The sequence below is a fragment of the Collinsella sp. WCA1-178-WT-3 (M1) genome, assembly GCF_009696325.1.
Taxonomy (GTDB): Bacteria; Actinomycetota; Coriobacteriia; order Coriobacteriales; family Coriobacteriaceae; genus Collinsella.
Genome location: NZ_VUME01000001.1, coordinates 296,852 through 315,270 on the forward strand (window position 1 = coordinate 296,852; position 18,419 = coordinate 315,270).

At 59.8% G+C, this 18,419-nt stretch carries 15 protein-coding genes; 5 read left to right on the top strand and 10 right to left on the bottom strand.

Annotated elements, in window-relative coordinates; translation table 11 throughout:
• The first annotated feature begins 285 nt into the window (after positions 1-285).
• From FYJ40_RS01315 to leuB, 4 genes are all read left to right on the top strand, one after another.
• Entirely contained in the window at positions 286-1,821 is a 1,536-nt protein-coding gene (locus FYJ40_RS01315; protein ID WP_154514748.1) for a 2-isopropylmalate synthase, read from the top strand.
• A gap of 41 nt (positions 1,822-1,862) precedes the next feature.
• Positions 1,863-3,128: a 3-isopropylmalate dehydratase large subunit gene (gene leuC, locus FYJ40_RS01320; protein ID WP_195838496.1), complete on the top strand. Its 1,266-nt coding sequence runs from the start codon at positions 1,863-1,865 to the stop codon at positions 3,126-3,128.
• Positions 3,129-3,379: 251 nt separating this feature from the next.
• On the top strand, positions 3,380-3,892 hold the full coding sequence (locus FYJ40_RS01325; protein ID WP_154514746.1) for a 3-isopropylmalate dehydratase small subunit: 513 nt from the start codon (positions 3,380-3,382) through the stop codon (positions 3,890-3,892).
• A gap of 69 nt (positions 3,893-3,961) precedes the next feature.
• On the top strand, positions 3,962-5,071 hold the full coding sequence (gene leuB, locus FYJ40_RS01330; RefSeq protein ID WP_370450534.1) for a 3-isopropylmalate dehydrogenase: 1,110 nt from the start codon (positions 3,962-3,964) through the stop codon (positions 5,069-5,071).
• 50 nt (positions 5,072-5,121) lie between these two features.
• Here leuB and FYJ40_RS01335 read toward each other — a convergent pair whose 3' ends face one another.
• From FYJ40_RS01335 to FYJ40_RS01380, 10 genes are all read right to left on the bottom strand, one after another.
• A complete protein-coding gene (locus FYJ40_RS01335; RefSeq protein WP_154514742.1) occupies positions 5,122-5,832 on the bottom strand; it encodes a metallophosphoesterase family protein in 711 nt (236 codons plus the stop codon).
• A complete protein-coding gene (locus FYJ40_RS01340; RefSeq protein ID WP_154514740.1) occupies positions 5,829-7,745 on the bottom strand; it encodes a BMP family ABC transporter substrate-binding protein in 1,917 nt (638 codons plus the stop codon). The genes FYJ40_RS01335 and FYJ40_RS01340 overlap by 4 nt, the downstream gene beginning before the upstream one ends.
• A 116-nt stretch (positions 7,746-7,861) precedes the next feature.
• Positions 7,862-8,629 (bottom strand): mechanosensitive ion channel family protein, encoded by a 768-nt coding sequence (locus FYJ40_RS01345; RefSeq protein WP_154514738.1) that lies wholly within the window; start codon positions 8,627-8,629, stop codon positions 7,862-7,864.
• 128 nt (positions 8,630-8,757) lie between these two features.
• A complete protein-coding gene (locus FYJ40_RS01350) occupies positions 8,758-10,785 on the bottom strand; it encodes a bifunctional UDP-sugar hydrolase/5'-nucleotidase (protein ID WP_154514736.1) in 2,028 nt (675 codons plus the stop codon).
• Between the two features lie 116 nt (positions 10,786-10,901).
• Positions 10,902-11,696, bottom strand: coding sequence for an ABC transporter ATP-binding protein (locus FYJ40_RS01355; RefSeq protein ID WP_117839998.1), 795 nt, complete (start codon positions 11,694-11,696; stop codon positions 10,902-10,904).
• Complete coding sequence (locus FYJ40_RS01360; protein WP_006234992.1) at positions 11,689-12,612, bottom strand: ABC transporter permease; 924 nt, start codon at positions 12,610-12,612, stop codon at positions 11,689-11,691. The genes FYJ40_RS01355 and FYJ40_RS01360 overlap by 8 nt, the downstream gene beginning before the upstream one ends.
• Before the next feature lie 203 nt (positions 12,613-12,815).
• On the bottom strand, positions 12,816-13,796 hold the full coding sequence (locus FYJ40_RS01365; protein WP_154514734.1) for an ABC transporter substrate-binding protein: 981 nt from the start codon (positions 13,794-13,796) through the stop codon (positions 12,816-12,818).
• A 158-nt stretch (positions 13,797-13,954) separates the two neighbouring features.
• Positions 13,955-14,743 (bottom strand): helix-turn-helix domain-containing protein, encoded by a 789-nt coding sequence (locus FYJ40_RS01370; RefSeq protein ID WP_154514732.1) that lies wholly within the window; start codon positions 14,741-14,743, stop codon positions 13,955-13,957.
• A gap of 250 nt (positions 14,744-14,993) precedes the next feature.
• Positions 14,994-16,397: an asparagine--tRNA ligase gene (gene asnS, locus FYJ40_RS01375; protein WP_370450533.1), complete on the bottom strand. Its 1,404-nt coding sequence runs from the start codon at positions 16,395-16,397 to the stop codon at positions 14,994-14,996.
• A 178-nt stretch (positions 16,398-16,575) separates the two neighbouring features.
• Positions 16,576-17,139, bottom strand: coding sequence for a PTS glucose transporter subunit IIA (locus tag FYJ40_RS01380; RefSeq protein WP_154514730.1), 564 nt, complete (start codon positions 17,137-17,139; stop codon positions 16,576-16,578).
• Positions 17,140-17,386: 247 nt separating this feature from the next.
• Between FYJ40_RS01380 and FYJ40_RS01385 the strand changes: the two genes are divergently transcribed.
• Positions 17,387-18,286, top strand: coding sequence for an alpha/beta hydrolase (locus FYJ40_RS01385; RefSeq protein ID WP_154514728.1), 900 nt, complete (start codon positions 17,387-17,389; stop codon positions 18,284-18,286).
• The last annotated feature ends 133 nt before the right edge of the window (positions 18,287-18,419 follow it).

The following is an 18,419-nucleotide window of genomic DNA, read 5'->3' on the forward strand; positions in this document are numbered from 1 at the left end:
CCGTTGCGCGTCGTTTTGCCTGTGTTACACTTTAACCTAGTGTAGTGAATACCCGAGGCTGAAAGGAGCCAGACATGTTCTATAACAAACAGCAGCTCCTAGGCCTAGCGCTACTAGATTGGATAGCGCGCTAGGGTTGTAATTTCGCTATAACGATTAGTTGTACCCGGGTGCGCTATCTTCCGCCGCTTTTGGGCGTGATGAGCGACACGGGTATTATTCTATCTTGAGGCACTCCATCTCTCCTGAAAGCCAACTGTATCTTTAGCCGGTCAGGAGGAAATCATGAGCCGCAAAATCGCAATCTTCGACACAACGCTTCGTGACGGGGAGCAGTCTCCCGGTGCCAGCATGAATACTGAGGAAAAGCTCGTCATTGCGCGCCAGCTGGTACGTATGAATGTCGACGTGATCGAGGCGGGATTTCCTATTTCGAGCCCCGGCGACTTCCGCAGCGTGCAGGAGATCGGCAAGATTGCGGGGGATCGCTGTACGGTATGTGGCCTCACCCGTGCGGTCGATAAGGATATCGAAGTGGCCGCAGAAGCCCTCAAGACGGCTCAGAGGCCCCGCATCCATACCGGTCTGGGTGTGAGCCCCAGCCATCTGCGTGACAAGCTCCATATGACCGAGGATGAGGCTATCGAGCGCGCTATTCACGCCGTAAAGCACGCTCGTAAGTTTGTCGACGATGTCGAGTTTTATGCCGAGGATGCGGGCCGCTCCGATCAGGAGTTCCTGGTCCGCATTATCGAGGCAGCGATCAAGGCCGGCGCTACGGTCGTGAATATTCCGGACACCACGGGCTATAACATGCCTTGGGAGTTTGGTGCGCGTATTCGCGATCTGCGCGAGCGCGTGGCTGGAATCGAGGACGTTACGATTTCGGTCCACACGCATAACGATCTGGGCATGGCCACAGCCCTTGCACTCGAGGCGGTCCGCAATGGCGCGACGCAGATCGAGTGCACCGTCAACGGCTTGGGCGAGCGAGCGGGCAACACGGCGCTCGAGGAGGTCGTCATGGCCATGAGGATGCACGAGCAGGATCTGGATGCACATACCGATATCGTGACGACCGAGCTTACGCGCGCATCCAAGCTCGTCAGTTCAATTACTGGTATCAACGTGCAGCCCAACAAGTCCATTGTGGGCGCTAATGCGTTTGCCCACAGCTCGGGTATTCACCAGGATGGCGTGCTCAAGGCGCGTGACACCTACGAGATTATCGATCCCAAGGACGTGGGTGCAGCGGGATCCGAGATTATCCTTTCGGCACGTTCGGGCCATGCGGCACTGCGCCATCGTCTCGCCGAGCTGGGTTATACGTTTGGCGATGAGGAATTCGAGTCGATCTACCAGCGCTTCTTGGAGATTGCAGATCAAAAGAAGGAAGTATTTGACGAGGACCTGGAGTCGATGATTCAGGAGCGCCAGCGCGAGGTCAAGGCGATCTACACCCTCGACGCGCTCCAGGTTTCCTGCGGCGACCCGCTTATTCCTACGGCCACGGCAACCATCACGGACGAGGACGGCGCGACACGGGTGGTTTGCTCGACGGGTACTGGTCCGGTTGATGCGGCCTACAAGGCGGTCGACAAGGCCATCTCTGCCCATGGCGAGCTGACGGAGTTCAACGTTAAAGCCATCACGCGTGGCATCGACGCCATCGGTGAGGTGACGGTGCGCATCACCGCCGAGGACGGCAAGATCTACACCGGCCGCGGCGCGGATACCGACATTATCGTGAGCTCGGCCAAGGCTTACATCAACGCTATTAACCGCATGATTCAGACCAACCGTTCCAAGGCGGGCAAGTAACGATATTCGGCAGGGCAAAGCCCGCTTGAGAGGGGAATCACATGGCACGTCCCATGACCGTAGCAGAGAAAATTTTGGCGGCACACGCAGGCCTGGACGAGGTAAAGCCGGGCCAGCTGGTCGAATGCGACCTGGACATCGTGCTCGCCAACGACATTACCGCGCCCATTGCAATCGATGTCTTTCGTGAGCTGGGTGCCACCGAGGTGTTCGATCGCGATCGCATTTGCCTGGTGCCCGATCACTATGCGCCCAACAAGGACATCAAGAGCGCCGAGCAGACCAAAAAGATGCGAGATTTTGCGCACGAGCAGCATGTGACGCACTATTACGAGCAAGGTTGCGCGGGCATTGAGCATGCCCTGCTGCCCGAGCGCGGCGTGGTGGTGCCGGGCGATCTGATTATCGGTGCTGACTCGCATACCTGTACGTATGGCGCCTTGGGTGCGTTTTCGACCGGTGTGGGCTCAACAGACGCCGGCGTGGGCATTGCCACGGGGCGCGCATGGTTTAAGGTGCCGCCGACGATTCGCTTTGAGATTAACGGCGAGCTTGAGGACGGTGCCACCGCCAAGGACATCATCCTGCACATTATCGGCATGATCGGCGTGGACGGTGCCCTGTACCAGGCCATGGAGTTTGCCGGCAGCACCATCGAGGGCCTGTCGATGGAAGGTCGCATGACAATTTCGAACATGGCGATCGAAGCGGGCGGCAAGGCGGGCATTATCGAGGTCGATGATGTTGCCCGCGCCTGGCTCAAGGGGCGCTGCGAACGTGATTACGTTGAGTATCACGCCGATCCAGACGCCGAGTATGCCCAGGTTATTGCCATTGACGCGGCCGACATTAAGCCGTGTGTATCGTGGCCGCATCTGCCCAGCAACACCCATCCGGTGAGCGAGAGCCGTCACATCATGATCGACCAGGCGGTAATCGGCTCGTGCACCAACGGACGTATCGAGGATATGCGTGCTGCGGCCGAAGTCATGCGCGGCCATAAGGTTGCCGACGGGGTGCGTTGCATCGTGATTCCGGCGACCCAGGCGGTCTTCCGCCAGTGCATGAAGGAGGGATTGACCGACATTTTCCTAGATGCCAACTGTGTGTTCTCCACGCCCACGTGCGGTCCGTGCCTGGGCGGCTACATGGGCATCTTGGCGGCAGGGGAGCGTTGCGTTTCTACGACCAACCGCAACTTTGTCGGCCGTATGGGCGACCCCACGTCCGAGGTCTATCTGGCCTCGCCGGCCGTGGCGGCTGCTTCTGCCGTGGCGGGGCACATATGCTTGCCGTCTGACCTGTAGGGGCTACGGGGTCCTTCGACCTTTGCTCGCTACTGCGGACAGTCCTGGCACCTTTTTGTTCGCCGAAGGCGAACGCTAACTTTCCATTAGCTTTTTTGTAGCCGAAACGCGAACGAGGGATTTGATATTTGCTTGCGTCGAGTTCCGCACGAGCCGGAGAGCACTTAATGTGCTCTCCGTGCGAGCAGGACTGTCCGAGTAAGTAAGTAAATATCAAATCCCCCGCATTCCATGTTTGAACGGAGAATGATATGAACTTTGAAGGTTCAGTTTTTCGATATGGTCGTGACGTTGATACGGATGTCATCATTCCTGCTCGGTATTTGAACTCGTCGGATCATGCGCACTTGGCGGCGCATGCTATGGAGGATATTGATCCCGCGTTTGCCTCTGCCGTGAGGCCCGGTGACATCATTGTGGCTGAGGAGAACTTTGGTTGCGGTTCTTCGCGTGAGCATGCCCCGGTTGCCATTAAGGCTGCAGGGGTGTCGTGTGTTATTGCCAAGAGCTTCGCACGCATCTTCTATCGCAATGCCATTAACGTGGGCCTGCCCATTATGGAGTGCCCCGAAGCTGTCGATGCGATTTGTGCCGGCGATACCGTGAAGGTCGATACCGATGCGGGTGTCATCACCAACGAGCGTACTGGCGAGACTTTTACAGCTGAGCCGTTCCCGCCATTTATTGCCGAGATTATCGAGGCCGGCGGTTTGGTTGCGCGCACGCGTGCCAAGATTGTCGCGGCAAAGGGTCAGGAGGCGTAAGCGATTATGACGGTCAAGCTGGATAATCCGTTTGCAAACGGGCCGAGTAGCGAGAGCTGGAGCTGCAACGTGAAGAAGACCTATAAGATCTGCTGTCTTCCTGGTGACGGCATTGGGCCCGAGGTTATTGCCGAGGGTAAGAAGGTGCTGGCTGCCGTGGGCAAGCGCGCCGGCGTAGAGTTTGCCTTTGAGGATCACCTGATTGGTGGCGCGGCGATCGATGCGTGCGGCAATCCGCTGCCCGATGAAACTCTTGTGGCGGCAAAGGCGTCGGACGCCGTGCTGTTGGCATCCGTCGGTGGCCCAAAGTGGGATTCGACCGATCCGGCGGCCCCGCGCCCCGAGCAAGGCTTGCTGCGTATCCGCAAAGAACTCGGCCTCTATACCAACCTTCGCCCTGTAAAAATCTACGACGCACTTGCCAGCGCATCGACGCTTCGACCCGAAGTCATCAAGGGCGTTGACATGGTACTCGTCCGCGAACTTACCGGTGGCATTTACTTTGGCAAGCACGAGCGCTTTTATGACGAGGGCGGTGCGGGCACCGACGGTGTGGCTGGCCAGCGCGCGGTTGACGTAATGGAGTACCGCGAGTACGAAGTTGAGCGCATCGCCCGCCAGGCGTTCGAGGCAGCTCGCAAGCGCCGCGGCAAGGTGACAAGCGTGGATAAGCGCAATGTATTGGAGACGAGCCGCATGTGGCGTGAGGTCGTGCATCGCGTGCATGACGAGGAGTATCCAGATGTAGAGCTTGAGGACCTGCTCGTCGACAACGCCGCCATGCAGCTCATTAACCGACCGGCCGACTTTGACGTCGTAGTTACGGAGAACATGTTCGGCGACATTCTCTCCGACGAGGCGGCGCAGATTACCGGATCGCTCGGCATGCTTGCCTCGGCTTCGCTGGGCGATGGTGTGTCGCTGTTTGAGCCGAGCGCCGGCAGCGCGCCCGACATCGCGGGGCTCGGTATCGCTAACCCGCTCGCGCAGATCCTGTCGGCGGCAATGCTGCTCACGTACGCGCTCGACATGGGTGAGCAGGCTGCTTGGATCGAAAATGCCGTGGCACGTGTGCTTGACGAAGGCTGGCGTACCCGCGACATCGCCGATGCCAGCACCCCTGCCGATAAGATCCTCGGCACGACCCAGATGGGCGATAAGGTCATCGCCGCGCTGTAGCGTCGAGATGTCCGGAACCACCACAAAGGTGCTTGTCCCCTTTGTGGTGGTTACCAGGGGGTTCTGGCGGTTGAGGACTCGATTGCCTCGTGGCGCTTGAGCTCGCGGCGCATGGTTTGCGAATTGAGCCAGGCTGCCTGCCATCCACGGATGGGGTAGCGCGCCTCGTCCAGCTCAAACTGCGTATAGCCGCAGGCGTTGATAATCGTCGTCCCGCATGCGTGCTGGCGTTCGCGTTGAAAGTCGCGAACATAGCATTGGTGCACATGCCCGTACACCATGTAGTCGGGATTCCATGTCTGGAGCGCTGTGTTAAAGCATTCGAATCCCCGATGCGGCAGATCGTCCAGATCGCCCATGCCGGCGGCGGGCGCATGGGTGAGCAAGATGTCGCAGCCGCCGACCATCCTCACTTTGCGGGACAGCTTGCGCACGCGCTTGGCCATCTCGCGCTCGGTGTACATGTTAGCGCCATCTCGATAGCGCATGGAGCCGCCAAGCCCCGCAATGCGGACGCCGCGATACACGTATACGGTGTCTTCGACACAGATGCAGCCGCCCGGTGCATGACGCGCGTAGCGGTCATCGTGATTGCCACGCACATAGATGAGCGGTCTGTTGATGACCGTAACCAAAAACTCAAGATAGTCCGGGTCCAGATCGCCAGCGGACAAAATTAGGTCGACACCCTCAAAGCGTTCCTTGCGAAAGCACTCCCATAGGCATCGTTCTTCGGTATCGGCTATGGCAAGGATTTTCATAGAGCACGGACCTTCGGCTCATCGTCGGGCTGCGGAATGGTGCCCACCACGTTGTCGGCCAGCCAGTCCATCTCGACGATTTGCGTGCTCGGCAGTGGGGGAAAGCCCTCAATCTGCACCACGCCGTCTTGGCTATGGAGCTCGCCGCCAAATGGATTGATGGAGCCCTCGACGATGCCATTGCGGAGGAGCTGAACAAGCTTGCGCGTCTGATAGGGCAGGCCCGGAGCGTAGCGAATGTCGATAACGCCCGAGCTCATGCCATACCAGTAGTTGACGGCGCGGACCTGGCTGTCGTCACTGGTCTCGTCCCAGGTGCCATGCAGCAGACTTCGCACGATAAGCTCGTAGTATCGGCCCCAGTTCCACACCGGCATGGCGATGCCGACGACCTTGCCATCGACCAGACGGTGGAGTCCGTAGGCCGTGGGGTCTTCGAGCGACTTTGACATGTCGGCGCCGGTCATGACGCTCACACCTTCGCGACGCATGGCCTCGGCAAGGCCTCCGGCGGGCACATCGCCCCAGGTTAGGATAATTTGCGCACGGGGGTCGAGCAGCGAGGCGCCAATCGCAAAGGCATTGATCTCGCTGAGTGCGCCCGAGGCGAAGACCGACGCGTGGTAACCGATGCGGTGGTTGTCCGCCATGCTGGCGGCAAGGGCGCCCAGGAGAAACTTGGCCTCGTACATCTTGCCAAAGTACGAACGGACGCTTTGGTGGGGAAGGCCGATGGAGCAGTTAAGGAACAGAACCCGGGGATATTCAACGGCAGCCCTGAGCGTGTATTCCATCAGGCGGTGCGAGGTCGAGAAGATGACGTTAGCTCCATGTTTGACAGCCGTTTCCACGGCGGCATAGAACACGTCCGGATCGTGACAGTCCTCAAACGCCTCGGTGCGCACGATACCGCCAAAATGCTCATCGAGATACTGACGCCCTTGGTCGTGCAGGCTGTCCCAGCTCGACGTCGCACAGGTGAATTCATGGATAAAGGCGATGCGCAGGGGGTTGGCCGCCGAATAGACGGTCTTGCCCATAAAGAAGTTGAGCATGCCGGAGGTGGACTTGGCGGGCGACTCCTCCTCATCGACGTTTGGCGCTTCGACAAGATTGACCTTGTCCTCGTCACTTTTCCCGGCAATGACCAGCTCGCGCCAGATCTTGCACAGGCGGTTTACGACGATATCCGTCGGCGTATCCAGCAGGCGGTCCTGGTTGTACACATTGAGGTAGACGAGCATGGCGTCGGCGGGCGTAATGTCCAGGTGGTCGCCGCCCGCGCGAAGGTAGGCGCGCTTAAAGAGTAGGAAGGTGTGGCGCAGGTAGTCGACCTTTTTCTGGGGCCATTTTTCGATAAGGTTCTGACCGAGCATCTTGGCGAGCGTTTCGTAGCTTCCTTCGCGCGAGAACTCGATCTCGTATAGGGGGCAGACGCGCCAAAACGCGCAGAACTCGCCGTACAGGCGACTTTCGACGGAATCCCATTTGCCGGGGTAGAGGCGGGTGACCTTGGCCGAAACCGTCGGGGCGTCCAGGAATTTGAGGACGCTGACGCGCTTGTTGCCTTCCTGGACATAGAACCGATGCATGAACTCGGTGACGATGATGGGGTCGCGATAGCCCTCGGTTACCTGAATGTCGTAGAGGTTGGACCACTTGCGGGCGAACTCGGTGCTAAACGGCAGCAGGGGCATAAAGTTGCATGAAAAGGCGGACTGACGGCCCTTGGTAACCGTGCCGACAACCATTTCGAGCGGAATATCCCGCAGGCCGACATTCTCTCGCTGACCTAGAGGGAGCTGGGCAACCAAACTGTCGAGGTCCGTAAGGTATGGATGCTCGCTTTGGCTAATGGCGCGTCGACGTCCTTGCTCGCCGCGCTTGCGTGCTTGACGGTAGGCCTCTTCCATAGTTTGCTCCCTTAGTCGTTTAAACAACTGTATGAACTATGGTACCACGAATGAAAACCTCCCATTTTCCGATGTCAAAGAAATGGGAGGCAGTTCACTGTCCCCTTTGTGGTGCTTTAGGCGATGATGGGAGCGATAGCGCGGATGCAGGCGTCGGCAGCGGTGAGTGTGGTGCTGTCGTCACTGACGATAAAGATGATCTTGCCCTTGATGCCAAAGTCGCCGATTTCGCTAAAGAGCACGTAGGGCTCCTGGTCAAAGCCCGAGATGGGAAGCACGGCGGCCTTGGTGGCGCTGGTCAGCTCGTCTGCCAGCGCGTCAAGGGAAGCCCATTTAGACGTGTCCTTTACGGCAACGGGCACGGCCACGCGCCCAAAGGGCATCAGATGCACGAGCGTGTCCTTGGAGATGTTGGAGTTGGGCACAATGATGGTCTGCCCGTTGGCATCCTCGATGGTCGTGTGGCGCCAGGTGATGTCCTGTACCACGCCCGACACGCCGCCGACCTCGATATTGTCGCCGGGCTTGATGATGCCCATAAAGGTCACCTGCATGCCGCCGATAAGGTTCGACAGCGTGTCCTGAAAGCCGAGCGAGATGGCAATGCCGCCGACGCCAAGAGCGGCGACGAGCGCGTTTGCGTTAATGCCAAAGCAGTTGTCGAGGATAAAACTGCCGCCGATCATCCAGATGACGGCGCGCGCAATGTTGATGAAGATACTCGATGCCGGAAGCGGGTTATCGTCGCGGTTGAGCAGGTGACGCAGCGTCTTGGAAACGACTTTGGCGGCGACGGCGGTGCCTATCGCCAAGATGCCAGCCCAGATGATGTTGTGGACCCACCGCTGCTCAAAGAAATGAAGAATCGGCTCAAACAATTCCATGTAGGGAAAACCTCCTCAAGATCGTTCAACCATGATACCCACCAAAAAGCCCGTCCGATCAAAACGGACGGGCTTTTGCGCTCGATATAAGGTTTGTACGGCGGGGCTGCAAGGCCCGGCGGTGTAGCTTAGCGGCGGCGCTTCCAGATAATGCCGACCATGATGACGATGATGCCGCCGATGAGGCATGCACCGACCACGGTCAGCGTACGATCTCCCGTTGCGGCAAGCTTACCGGCCGTCTTCTTGGTGGTGATCTGCGTGGTCGTCGTGCCGGGGTTGGATGAGGGCTCAGGCGTTGGGGTCGGATGGGGTGCGGGGCTCTCGGCGGAGCCAAAGCTGATGGTGCCCGCGAGCGAGGCCATCTTGTTCTCCCAGTCGTCCTGCCCGATCAGTGCCCTCAGCGCTGCCTCGCACGTACTCCACTCGGCGCACTTCTTAGCTTTTGCAAAGGTGGGAAAGACGGTCGTGTTGGTAATGATGTAGTTATTGGTGGCGACGGCGTAGTTCTTGGCGGGGTCGAGCGCGCTGCCATCCTTGGTGAGTGTGGCGCTCACAATGCGCTTGCCTTCGGGCTGCGTCCAATCAATCGTCACGTTAATGCCGCCAAAGGAGAGAACGCTGCCAGAGTCATCGCGCCACTTGTACTTGTCTTGCGCCTCCTGCTCGGTATGGCCGGCTGCCACGTAGGCTTGCTGAAGCTCGTAGCTGTGATTGCAATCGTCGCTGATCTGCAGTGAGTGCTCAAGCGCTGCGAGGAAGTTTGCACCGGTCATGGTCCAGGTCTCCACGGTGTTGCCATAAGGCGAGATGGCGATGACGTCGCCGGCGGTCACATCGCCCGCCGCGATGCCGCCGCGGATGCCGCCCGCGTTTTCGATGGCGAGGTCTGCCCCCGTCAGGGCAAGATAGGAGCCGCAGATCACATGCCCGATGGTCTGGGCCTTGGTGGTGTCGCTCGCTTTGCTGGGACGCAGATCGGTGGTGCGCACCATCTCCCAGCCATGCGTACCCGCGGCGTCTTCGCCGTAGAAATAGTCAGTGGCGGATGTGCCGATCACTTTGTTCGACTCGATTTTAAAGGCGTCGTCGAGTGGCTTGATTTTGTTATTGCGAACCTCATCGAGTTGACTCTGGTAGAAGGCGCCCTTGTCGGGGTCTGCCAAAAGGTCGTTGACGTTCTTGGCGGTGTAGAGCTTCTCGTCGCTGTCGTCTGCGGGGATCGTGACCGTGTCATCGTCGGTCGTCACGGTGCCATTCGTGTCGTACTTGTACGGAATGGAAAGCAGGCCGACCTCGGCAAAGGCGCTGCCCGCCTCGACGACGCGGACCGGCTTGCCGTCGGCCCCCGTCACGTTTTCGTCTAAGTTGATGTGCTCGTGGCCCGCGACCAGTGCATCGACCCCAACGAGCTTTGCAGCAAAGGCCTTGGCGTTGAGCGTGTGCGCGATGCAGACGATAACGTTGCAGCCCTCATCCTCGCGCAGTCGCTTAGCCTCGGCATTGATGGCGGCTGCCGCATCCGAGAACGACGTGTCCTGGACAAGGCCTTCGCGCAGTGAGAATCCCAGCGACTCATCCATGGCACCCACGACGCCGACCTTGATTTTGTAGTCGAATGTGGAGTGGTCTTCGCTGTCCTCCCAGGTACGGTCGAGCGTCTTGGTGATGCTCGAGCTCCATACGCCGCTCGTAGACTTCGCGTTTGCGCAGAGCATGGCGAAGGGCGTGCCGGTGGTGCTGTAGCCGGTCATGGTGCGGAGCTTGTCCGCGCCGTAGCTCCAGTCGTGGTTGCCCGGCGTGGTCGCGTCGTAGCCGTTCGCATAAAAGGTGTCCATGAGCTCGGCGATGCTTTTGCCCTCGCTCATAGTGGCGAAGGATTGCCCGTGGAAGGTATCGCCCGCATCGAGCAAAAGATCGGGGGCACTGCCTTGAGCGCTATAGAGAACTGCCAGCCCGTCAAAGCCGACAGTGCCGGTACCCTTGCTTGCGTTGTAGCTGTACTTGTAGCTGCCGTGGATATCATTGGTGTGCATGACGGCCACGGAGCCGTCAATAGCGGCGGGCAGGTTCCCCGCGAAAGCGAGGCTTGGGATGCCTGTGAGCGCGCCGGCAAACAACGCGGCAGCTAACGCAAGGCGGGGGAGTCTTTTCATGGCGGTCTCCTTACTCTTTAACAAAAACCGCCGCAAAGGTGTCTGTCCCTTTGCGGCGGTTTTGACGTCTGCGCAGATAAAACCTGCCAAAATAAACCTGTCCCTTTTTGGTAGGTTTAGCTCAGCAGCATGCGGTCGTTGGCGAGCTCGCCGCCCGAGACCTCCTCGAACTTCTGAAGCAAGTCGGCCACGGTGAGCGATTTCTTCTCATCGCCCGCCACGTCGTAGATTACGTGGCCCTCGTGCATCATGATCAGGCGATTGCCCAGACGGATAGCGTCGTTCATGTTATGCGTGACCATGAGCGTGGTCAGGTGGTTCTCGTCGACGATCTCCTCGGTCAGATTGAGCACCTTAGAGGCCGTCTTGGGGTCGAGTGCTGCGGTATGCTCGTCGAGCAGCAGCAGGCGCGGCTTGGTGAGCGTGGCCATGAGCAGGGTGAGTGCCTGGCGCTGGCCGCCCGAGAGCAGGCCGACCTTGGCGTTGAGGCGCGTGTCCAGACCAAGGTCCAGACGCTTGAGCAGCTTGACGTACTCGTCCTTCTCGGCCTTGGTGACGCCCCACGAAAGGCCGCGACGCTGGCCGCGACGCTTGGCGAGTGCCAGGTTCTCGGCAATTTGCATGTCGGCTGCGGTGCCGCGCATGGGGTCCTGGAACACGCGGCCCAGGTACTTGGCACGCTGCGACTCGCTCAGACGCGAGATGTCGGTGCCGTCGAGCTCGATAACGCCCGAATCGAGCGGATACACGCCGGCGATCATGTTGAGCAGCGTGGACTTGCCGGCGCCGTTGCCGCCAATCACGGTTACAAAGTCGCCGTCGTTGAGGGTAAGGTCTACGCCGGTAAGAGCGCGCTTTTCGGTGACGGTGCCCTTGTTAAAGGTCTTCTTGACGTGCGAGAGCTTAAGCATCTGCCTCATCCCCCTTCGTGTAGGAGCTGCGGAGCTTATAGCGCTCCCAAACCACGGGCACGCATAGGGCCACGGCGACAATCACGGCGGAGAGCAGCTTCATGTCGTTGGCGTCCATGCCCAGCTGCAGCACGATGGCGCGGATGAGGAAGTACACCACGGAGCCAAAGACGGCGGAGGCAAGACGGACGCTAAACTGCGTGAGACCGCCGGGCAGCAGGCGGCCGAGCACCTCGCCGATAACAATGGCGGCGAGACCGATAACGATGGCGCCGGTGCCCATGCCAATGTCGGCGTACTTCTGGCTCTGGCAGATGAGCGCGCCCGAAAGGCCAATGAGGGCGTTGGAGAGCACGAGGGCGATCATCTTAGTGGAGTTGGTGTTGACGCCCAGGGCACGGATCATGTACTCGTTGTTGCCGGTGGCGCGCAGCGCCGAGCCGATCTCGGTGCCAAAGAACCAATACAGGATGGCAACGATAGCCACGGCGAGCAAGATGCCCAGGATGATGGCAACGGTGGACTGCGGCAGGCCCGTCATATTGCTGACGGCCGAGAACACGGTGCCCTTGGCAAGGATGGGCGTGTTGGATTTGCCCATGATGCGCAGGTTGATGGACCACAGGCTGATCTGGGTGAGGATTCCGGCGAGGATCGCGGGAATCTCAAAGACGGTGGTCAGAATGCCCGTGACCGCGCCCGCAATGGCGCCGGCGCACATGCCGGCCAAAACGGCGAGCAACGGGTCGACATTGTTGTTGACGATGAGCACGGCGCAGACGCAGCCGCCGAGGGCAAAGCTGCCGTCACAGGTCATATCGGGGATGTCGAGCAGGCGGAACGTGATAAACACGCCAAGCACCATAATGCCCCAGAGGACACCCTGCGAAACGGCGCCCTGCAACGCAATGAGCATGCTTCATACCTCCTAGGATAGGGTGGACACGTGATTTTCCATAATAGCGGTACCAATGCATAAAAGAGCAGCGGACGGACATTTTGTTTTACCAAAAACAAGCAGGGCGAACGCCGGTCTTTAGCGTTCGCCCCAATGACTCAGATATTGAATAACGCAGCTATGGCGCAAGCGCGTGCCTAGCTGCGTTACCGCGCATGGCGCTACTCGTCTAGAGCGGAAAGGTCGATGCCCAGGGCCTCGGCCATCTCGTCGTTCTTGATGACGACCAGATCCTTGCTTGGGAGGTGCTTGATCGGCATATCCTCGGGCTTGGCCTCGCCCTTCAGAATCTTAACGGCCATCTCGCCCGCGGCGTAGCCCAGGTCCTCATAGTTGATGGAAAGGGTGAACAGGCCGCCGGCCATGCACATGCCCTCTTCGCCGGTCACAAAGGGAAGCTTGTTCTCCTTGCAGATCTGACCGACCTGCGAAGCGCCCGCGGCGATAGTGTTGTCAGTGGGGGAGTAGAGCGCGTCGACCTTGCCTACGGCAGACTCGACGACGGACTGGATCTCGTTGGAGCTCGAGACGGTGAAATCGGTGTACTCCAGGCCCAGCTTGTCGAGTTCCTTCTTGGCGGCCTTGATCTGGACGTCGGAGTTGGACTCGGCGGTGCAGTAGAGCAGACCGATCTTTTTAACGTCGGGCAGGACCTTCTGCATCATCTCGAGCTGCTCGGCGACCGGGGTGAGGTCGGAGGCGCCGGTGACGTTGGTGCCGGGCTTGTCGTTGTCCTGGACCAGGCCGGAGGCGGCGTAGTCGGTGATGGCGCAGCCCACGATGGGGATATCGGCCGTGGCGCCGGCGGCAGCCTGTGCGGCAGGCGTGGCGATGGCGTAGATCAAGTTGACGTTGTCGCCCACAAACTTGTCGGCGATGGACTTACACGTGGACTGGTCGTTCTGGGCGTTCTTCTGGTCGATCTTGACCTTGAGTCCGCTCTTCTTGATGGCCTTGACAAAGCCGTCGTTGGCGGCGTCGAGCGCGGAGTGCTCAGTGAGCTGCAGAACGCCGATGGTGTAGTCGGAACCGGCGGCTGCAGAGCCGGAACCAGAGTTGCCGCCGCATCCGGCGAGCGGGGCCAGTGCGAGCAGGCCGGCGGAGACCAGAAGGCTCCTGCGGCTGATGGTGATGTCGTTCATGTCATTACCCCCAGTATAGAAATTGCTGGAAACACTGCACTCAAACAAAGTGCAAGTGGGTCTATAGTAGCGCCGATGCCCATTTTTTCAACAACCTGTCGGGTTTTTTAATACTGAACCGGATGGACGGCGGGGGATTTGGCGGGCAACGGCAAGACTTAGGCGGCGGGCGCGGGCCGCTCCCCCTCGTCCAGCGCGGCAAAGAGCTTCTTGCCGTCGAGCAGGCGCGTGCTAACGTTTCTCATGCGGCTGACCTCGACGGTGCGTAGGGTGTCGTCGGAGCCGTGCCCGTCGACGACCGTTCCCAGCAGATACGAGACGCCGTCTCGCTGTTTGATGGCAAAAGGCCGAACGGTCATCCTCGTCACTTCGATCTTGTCATGTGTCGTGACGCTTGAAATGTCAAAGCTCACCGTGGTTCCGTGGTCGATGGCCCGCTCGATGAGCTCGCAGGTATCGATGCGTTTGGCGGGCGGTCGCGTGGTCTTGGCGGGTTTGCCTTCTGCGCTTGGTGTCGGCTCGGACGTATCGAGGTAGCCGCGAACGTCGGCGCTTGCCATGGCGACCAGATGGCGCGCTATGCTTTTTCTGGTCGCGATGGGTGTGGAGCGGTTGCGCATGACCATGCCATGGAGTCGAATGATTTCCTCGTCGGAGAGCGGTCGGGTGAGAAGCCGGTAACCCGCGCCGCGCTTGTACTCAATCTCGTATCCGGCATGTCGCAGGGCGGAAATCGCGGTATGGATACTGCGCCGCGCTGCCGAGATGGGCATGCGAGCGGGGTCGTTGGGATGGGCGAGACGCTCGATCAGCTCATCGGGAGGAAGCGCTTTGTCCTCACCGGTATGCTCGCTTAAGAGTTGCAGGATGCGCACAGCGCGATAGGCTGCCATGGAAGCAGCACCCCTGGTCGTGGCCTCATAGTTCTCAACAGCGGGTTTGGCCATTGCGTTCACGTCCTTTCCGTTTTTGGGTGATGATGCTACGGAGCCTAGGACACGGGGTTTGCTTAGGGGCGCAGGGCGCTCTGGGTGGTCGGTAGTCGTCGGCAAGCGGCGGGTCGAGTTTTCAACAGCCCTGCTCAGCTGACCAAAAACTTGACAAAAGCCTGACGGATGCTGTTGAAAAAAGCGCCCCTCGGCTTGCCGAGAGGCGCTGGTGCGACACGCTGTAACGCGCGGGACGGAGCTGTGGCGATTAGAAATCGGCGTTGCCCACGGTGCGGGGGTGCGGAAGGACGTCGCGGATGTTGCCCATGCCGGTCAGATACATGACCAAGCGCTCGAAGCCCAGGCCGTAGCCGGCGTGTTTGCAGGAGCCGTAGCGGCGCAGGTCAAGGTAGTACTTGTACTGCTCGGGGGCCATGCCAAGGTCCTTGATGCGGGCCTCGAGAAGATCCAGGCGCTCCTCGCGCTGGGAGCCGCCGATAATCTCGCCGATACCGGGAACCAGGCAGTCGGCGGCGGCGACGGTCTTGCCGTCGTCGTTCATGCGCATGTAGAAGGCCTTGATCTCGGCCGGGTAGTCGGTCACGAAGGTCGGGCGCTTAAAGTGCTCCTCGGTCAGGAAGCGCTCGTGCTCGGTCTGCAGGTCAATGCCCCAGCTGACAGGATAGTCAAACTTGTGACCGGCGGCGACGGCCTGCTCCAGGATCTCGACGGCCTCGGTGTAGGTGACGCGGGCAAAGTCGGAGTTGGCCACGTGGTTCAGGCGCTCGATCAGGCCCTTGTCCACAAACTTGTTGAGCATGTTGAGCTCGTCGGGGCAAGTGGCCATAACGTCCTTAAGAACGTACTTGAGCATGGCCTCGGCGTTATCCATGTAGTCGTTCAGGTCGGCAAAGGCCATCTCGGGCTCGATCATCCAAAACTCGGCGGCGTGGCGCGTGGTGTTGGAGTTTTCGGCGCGGAAGGTGGGGCCAAAGGTGTACACGTCGCCAAAGGCCATGGCAAAGTTCTCGGCATTGAGCTGGCCGGACACGGTAAGGCTTGCGTGCTTGCCAAAGAAGTCCTGGCTCCAGTCGACCTCTCCGGACTCGGTGAGAGGCGGATTTTTGGGGTCGAGCGTGGTCACGCGGAACATCTCGCCGGCGCCCTCGCAGTCACTCGTGGTGATGATGGGGGTGTTGACGTAGACAAAGCCCCGCTCTTGGAAGAAGCGGTGGATGGCGGCAGCCGCGATAGAGCGGATGCGGAACACGGCACGGAACAGGTTGGTGCGCGGGCGCAGGTGCTGCTGGGTACGCAGGAACTCGACGGTTGCGCGCTTCTTCTGCAGCGGGTAGTCCGGGGCGCTCGTGCCCTCTACCTCGATGGAGGTGGCAGAAAGCTCGAAAGGCTGGGGCGCATCGGGGGTCAGCTTGACGGTGCCGGTGCAAATGAGTGCAGCCGAGACGTTTTGGTGGGCGATCTCGTCGTAGTTGCCGAGCGTCTCGCGGTTCATGACGACCTGCAGGTCGCGGAAGCAGCTGCCGTCGTTGAGCGTGACGAAGCCAAAGTTCTTCATGTCGCGGACGGACTTGACCCAGCCGGCGACAGTGACGGTCTTGCCGCCGAGCGACTCGGCATCGGCATAGAGCTGCGCGATTTTGGTGCGGTTCACGTATCCTCCCATAACGGTTGAATGATAGTTATCCATATAGTTCGATATTCTAGCAGCTCGGCTCATTTGGGCTATACAGATAAGGCATTGACGGGACGGTTTTCAAACGAAAAGCGCCCGCGGCCAGATGGTCGTGGGCGCTTGCGTGTTGCCTATTGGCTGTACGGCGCAGGACTCGTTACTTGGTCTTAGCCACCAGCAGCGGGTCGCCCAGCTTGACGAGCGGGTTGCCGCCGATAAGCGTTCCAGACTCGCCGACATGGTCGATGCTCTTAAGACGATCGAGCTCGGAGATGATGACGGTCACGATGTCCTCGTGGCCAGCGGCCTTAATGGCATCGCGGTCGAAACTGATGAGCGGCTGGCCTGCCTTGACCACATCGCCCATCTCGACAAAGCGGGCAAAACCCTTGCCGTTCATTTGTACGGTGCCCAGGCCGACATGGATGAACACGCGAAGGCCGTCCTCGGTGATCATGCCAATAGAGTGGTTGGTGACGGTGGTGGCGCCGATGCGGCCGTTAGCGGGCGCATAGATGGTGCCGGTGATGGGCTCGATGCCGTAGCCCTGGCCGAGCATACCCGAGGCGATGGTCTCGTCGGGAATCTCGTTTAGATTGACGAGCACACCGTTAACGGGAGCGTAGATGACGCCTTCGCGGGTGGCGAAGCTTGCTGCGGGCGGTACGGACGCCTCGCCCGACGAGTTGAACGTGGACTTGAGCGAATCGAGTAGACCCATAGATGCCTCCAACGTATCAAGTGCGCATGTAGCGCACGCGTAGTTTTGCCGGAAACGTTTCGTGTGTGTTACCGGCTCGGTCAGCGTCTCTATTTTACGCTGCTCAACAACGGCCCTGAGCTGGGATTATGTGATATATCAGTTGAAGGGAAACTTATTGCGGATACGTTTCGATGCCGTGCGTCCAAGTGGGGTACGCTTGAAGGCGATACATAACGTGCGCACGAATCGCGCGAAGGGAGCATATATGATTGTCGAGAGCCATGCGCTGTGGGGCGAGGAGCCGACCGAGGAATATCCGGCGACGTTTACCTATATGGGGGCCGAACCGCTGCCCGGCAAGCCCAATGGTCGTCGCCCGGCAGTGATCATCTGCGGCGGAGGCGCGTTTACGCACATCGCCCCGCATGAGCAGGATCCGGTGGCGTTTGCCTTTTTGGATCACGGGTACCAGGCCTTTGTTCTCAACTATGTCACGAGTGGCACGGGTGACGTGAGCTTTCCGCACCCCCAGGCAGATCTTGCCAAGATGGTCGCCACGGTTCGTGCGAATGCCGACGAGTGGCATGTCGATTCCAAGCGCGTGTGCGTTGTGGGCTTTTCGGCGGGCGGCATGATTTGCGCCTCGCTGGCAACGCAGTGGAAGACCGGCCCCTTCGCGGCACTTGCCGGGGCGCGTCCGGACGACATTCGTCCCGATGCCGTGGTGCTGGGCTATCCGTTGCTCGACCTTGCCTATGTCCGCGACATGCAGACGCGCGATCCGCGCATCGACTTGCGCGTGCCCAAGACAGGTGGCAAGACGGGGCGCGATTTGCTCAACGACTACCTGTCGATGGTGACGGGTGGCGAGGCCACCGAAGAGCACCTGGCCGATATCTGCCCTACCACGCATGTTTCGCGCCAGATGCCGCCGACCTTTGTGTGGGGCGTGTCCGATGACAAGACGGCGCCGATCGCGCAGGTCTATCCGTTTGCTCAGCGCATGGCCGAGGAGGGCGTCGCTTGCGAGATGCACGTCTTTGACCAAGGCGGTCACGGCCTTTCGCTCGGCAATGCCAATACCGCGGTCGACAACGAGGACAAGCAGGTGGCGGTTCGCCCTTGGATTCGCCTAGCCTTCCGCTTCCTGGAGCGCCATCTGTAAGAGTAAGAGGGCCAGCCCCTCCCGTCCCTCATAACTTGCGGTGAAATAGTTCCTGTTTTTGCTGGTTAAAGCCCCAAACAGGAACTATTCCACCGCAACTTCGTTTTGATGCCCGGACCGGAAACTGCGTCCC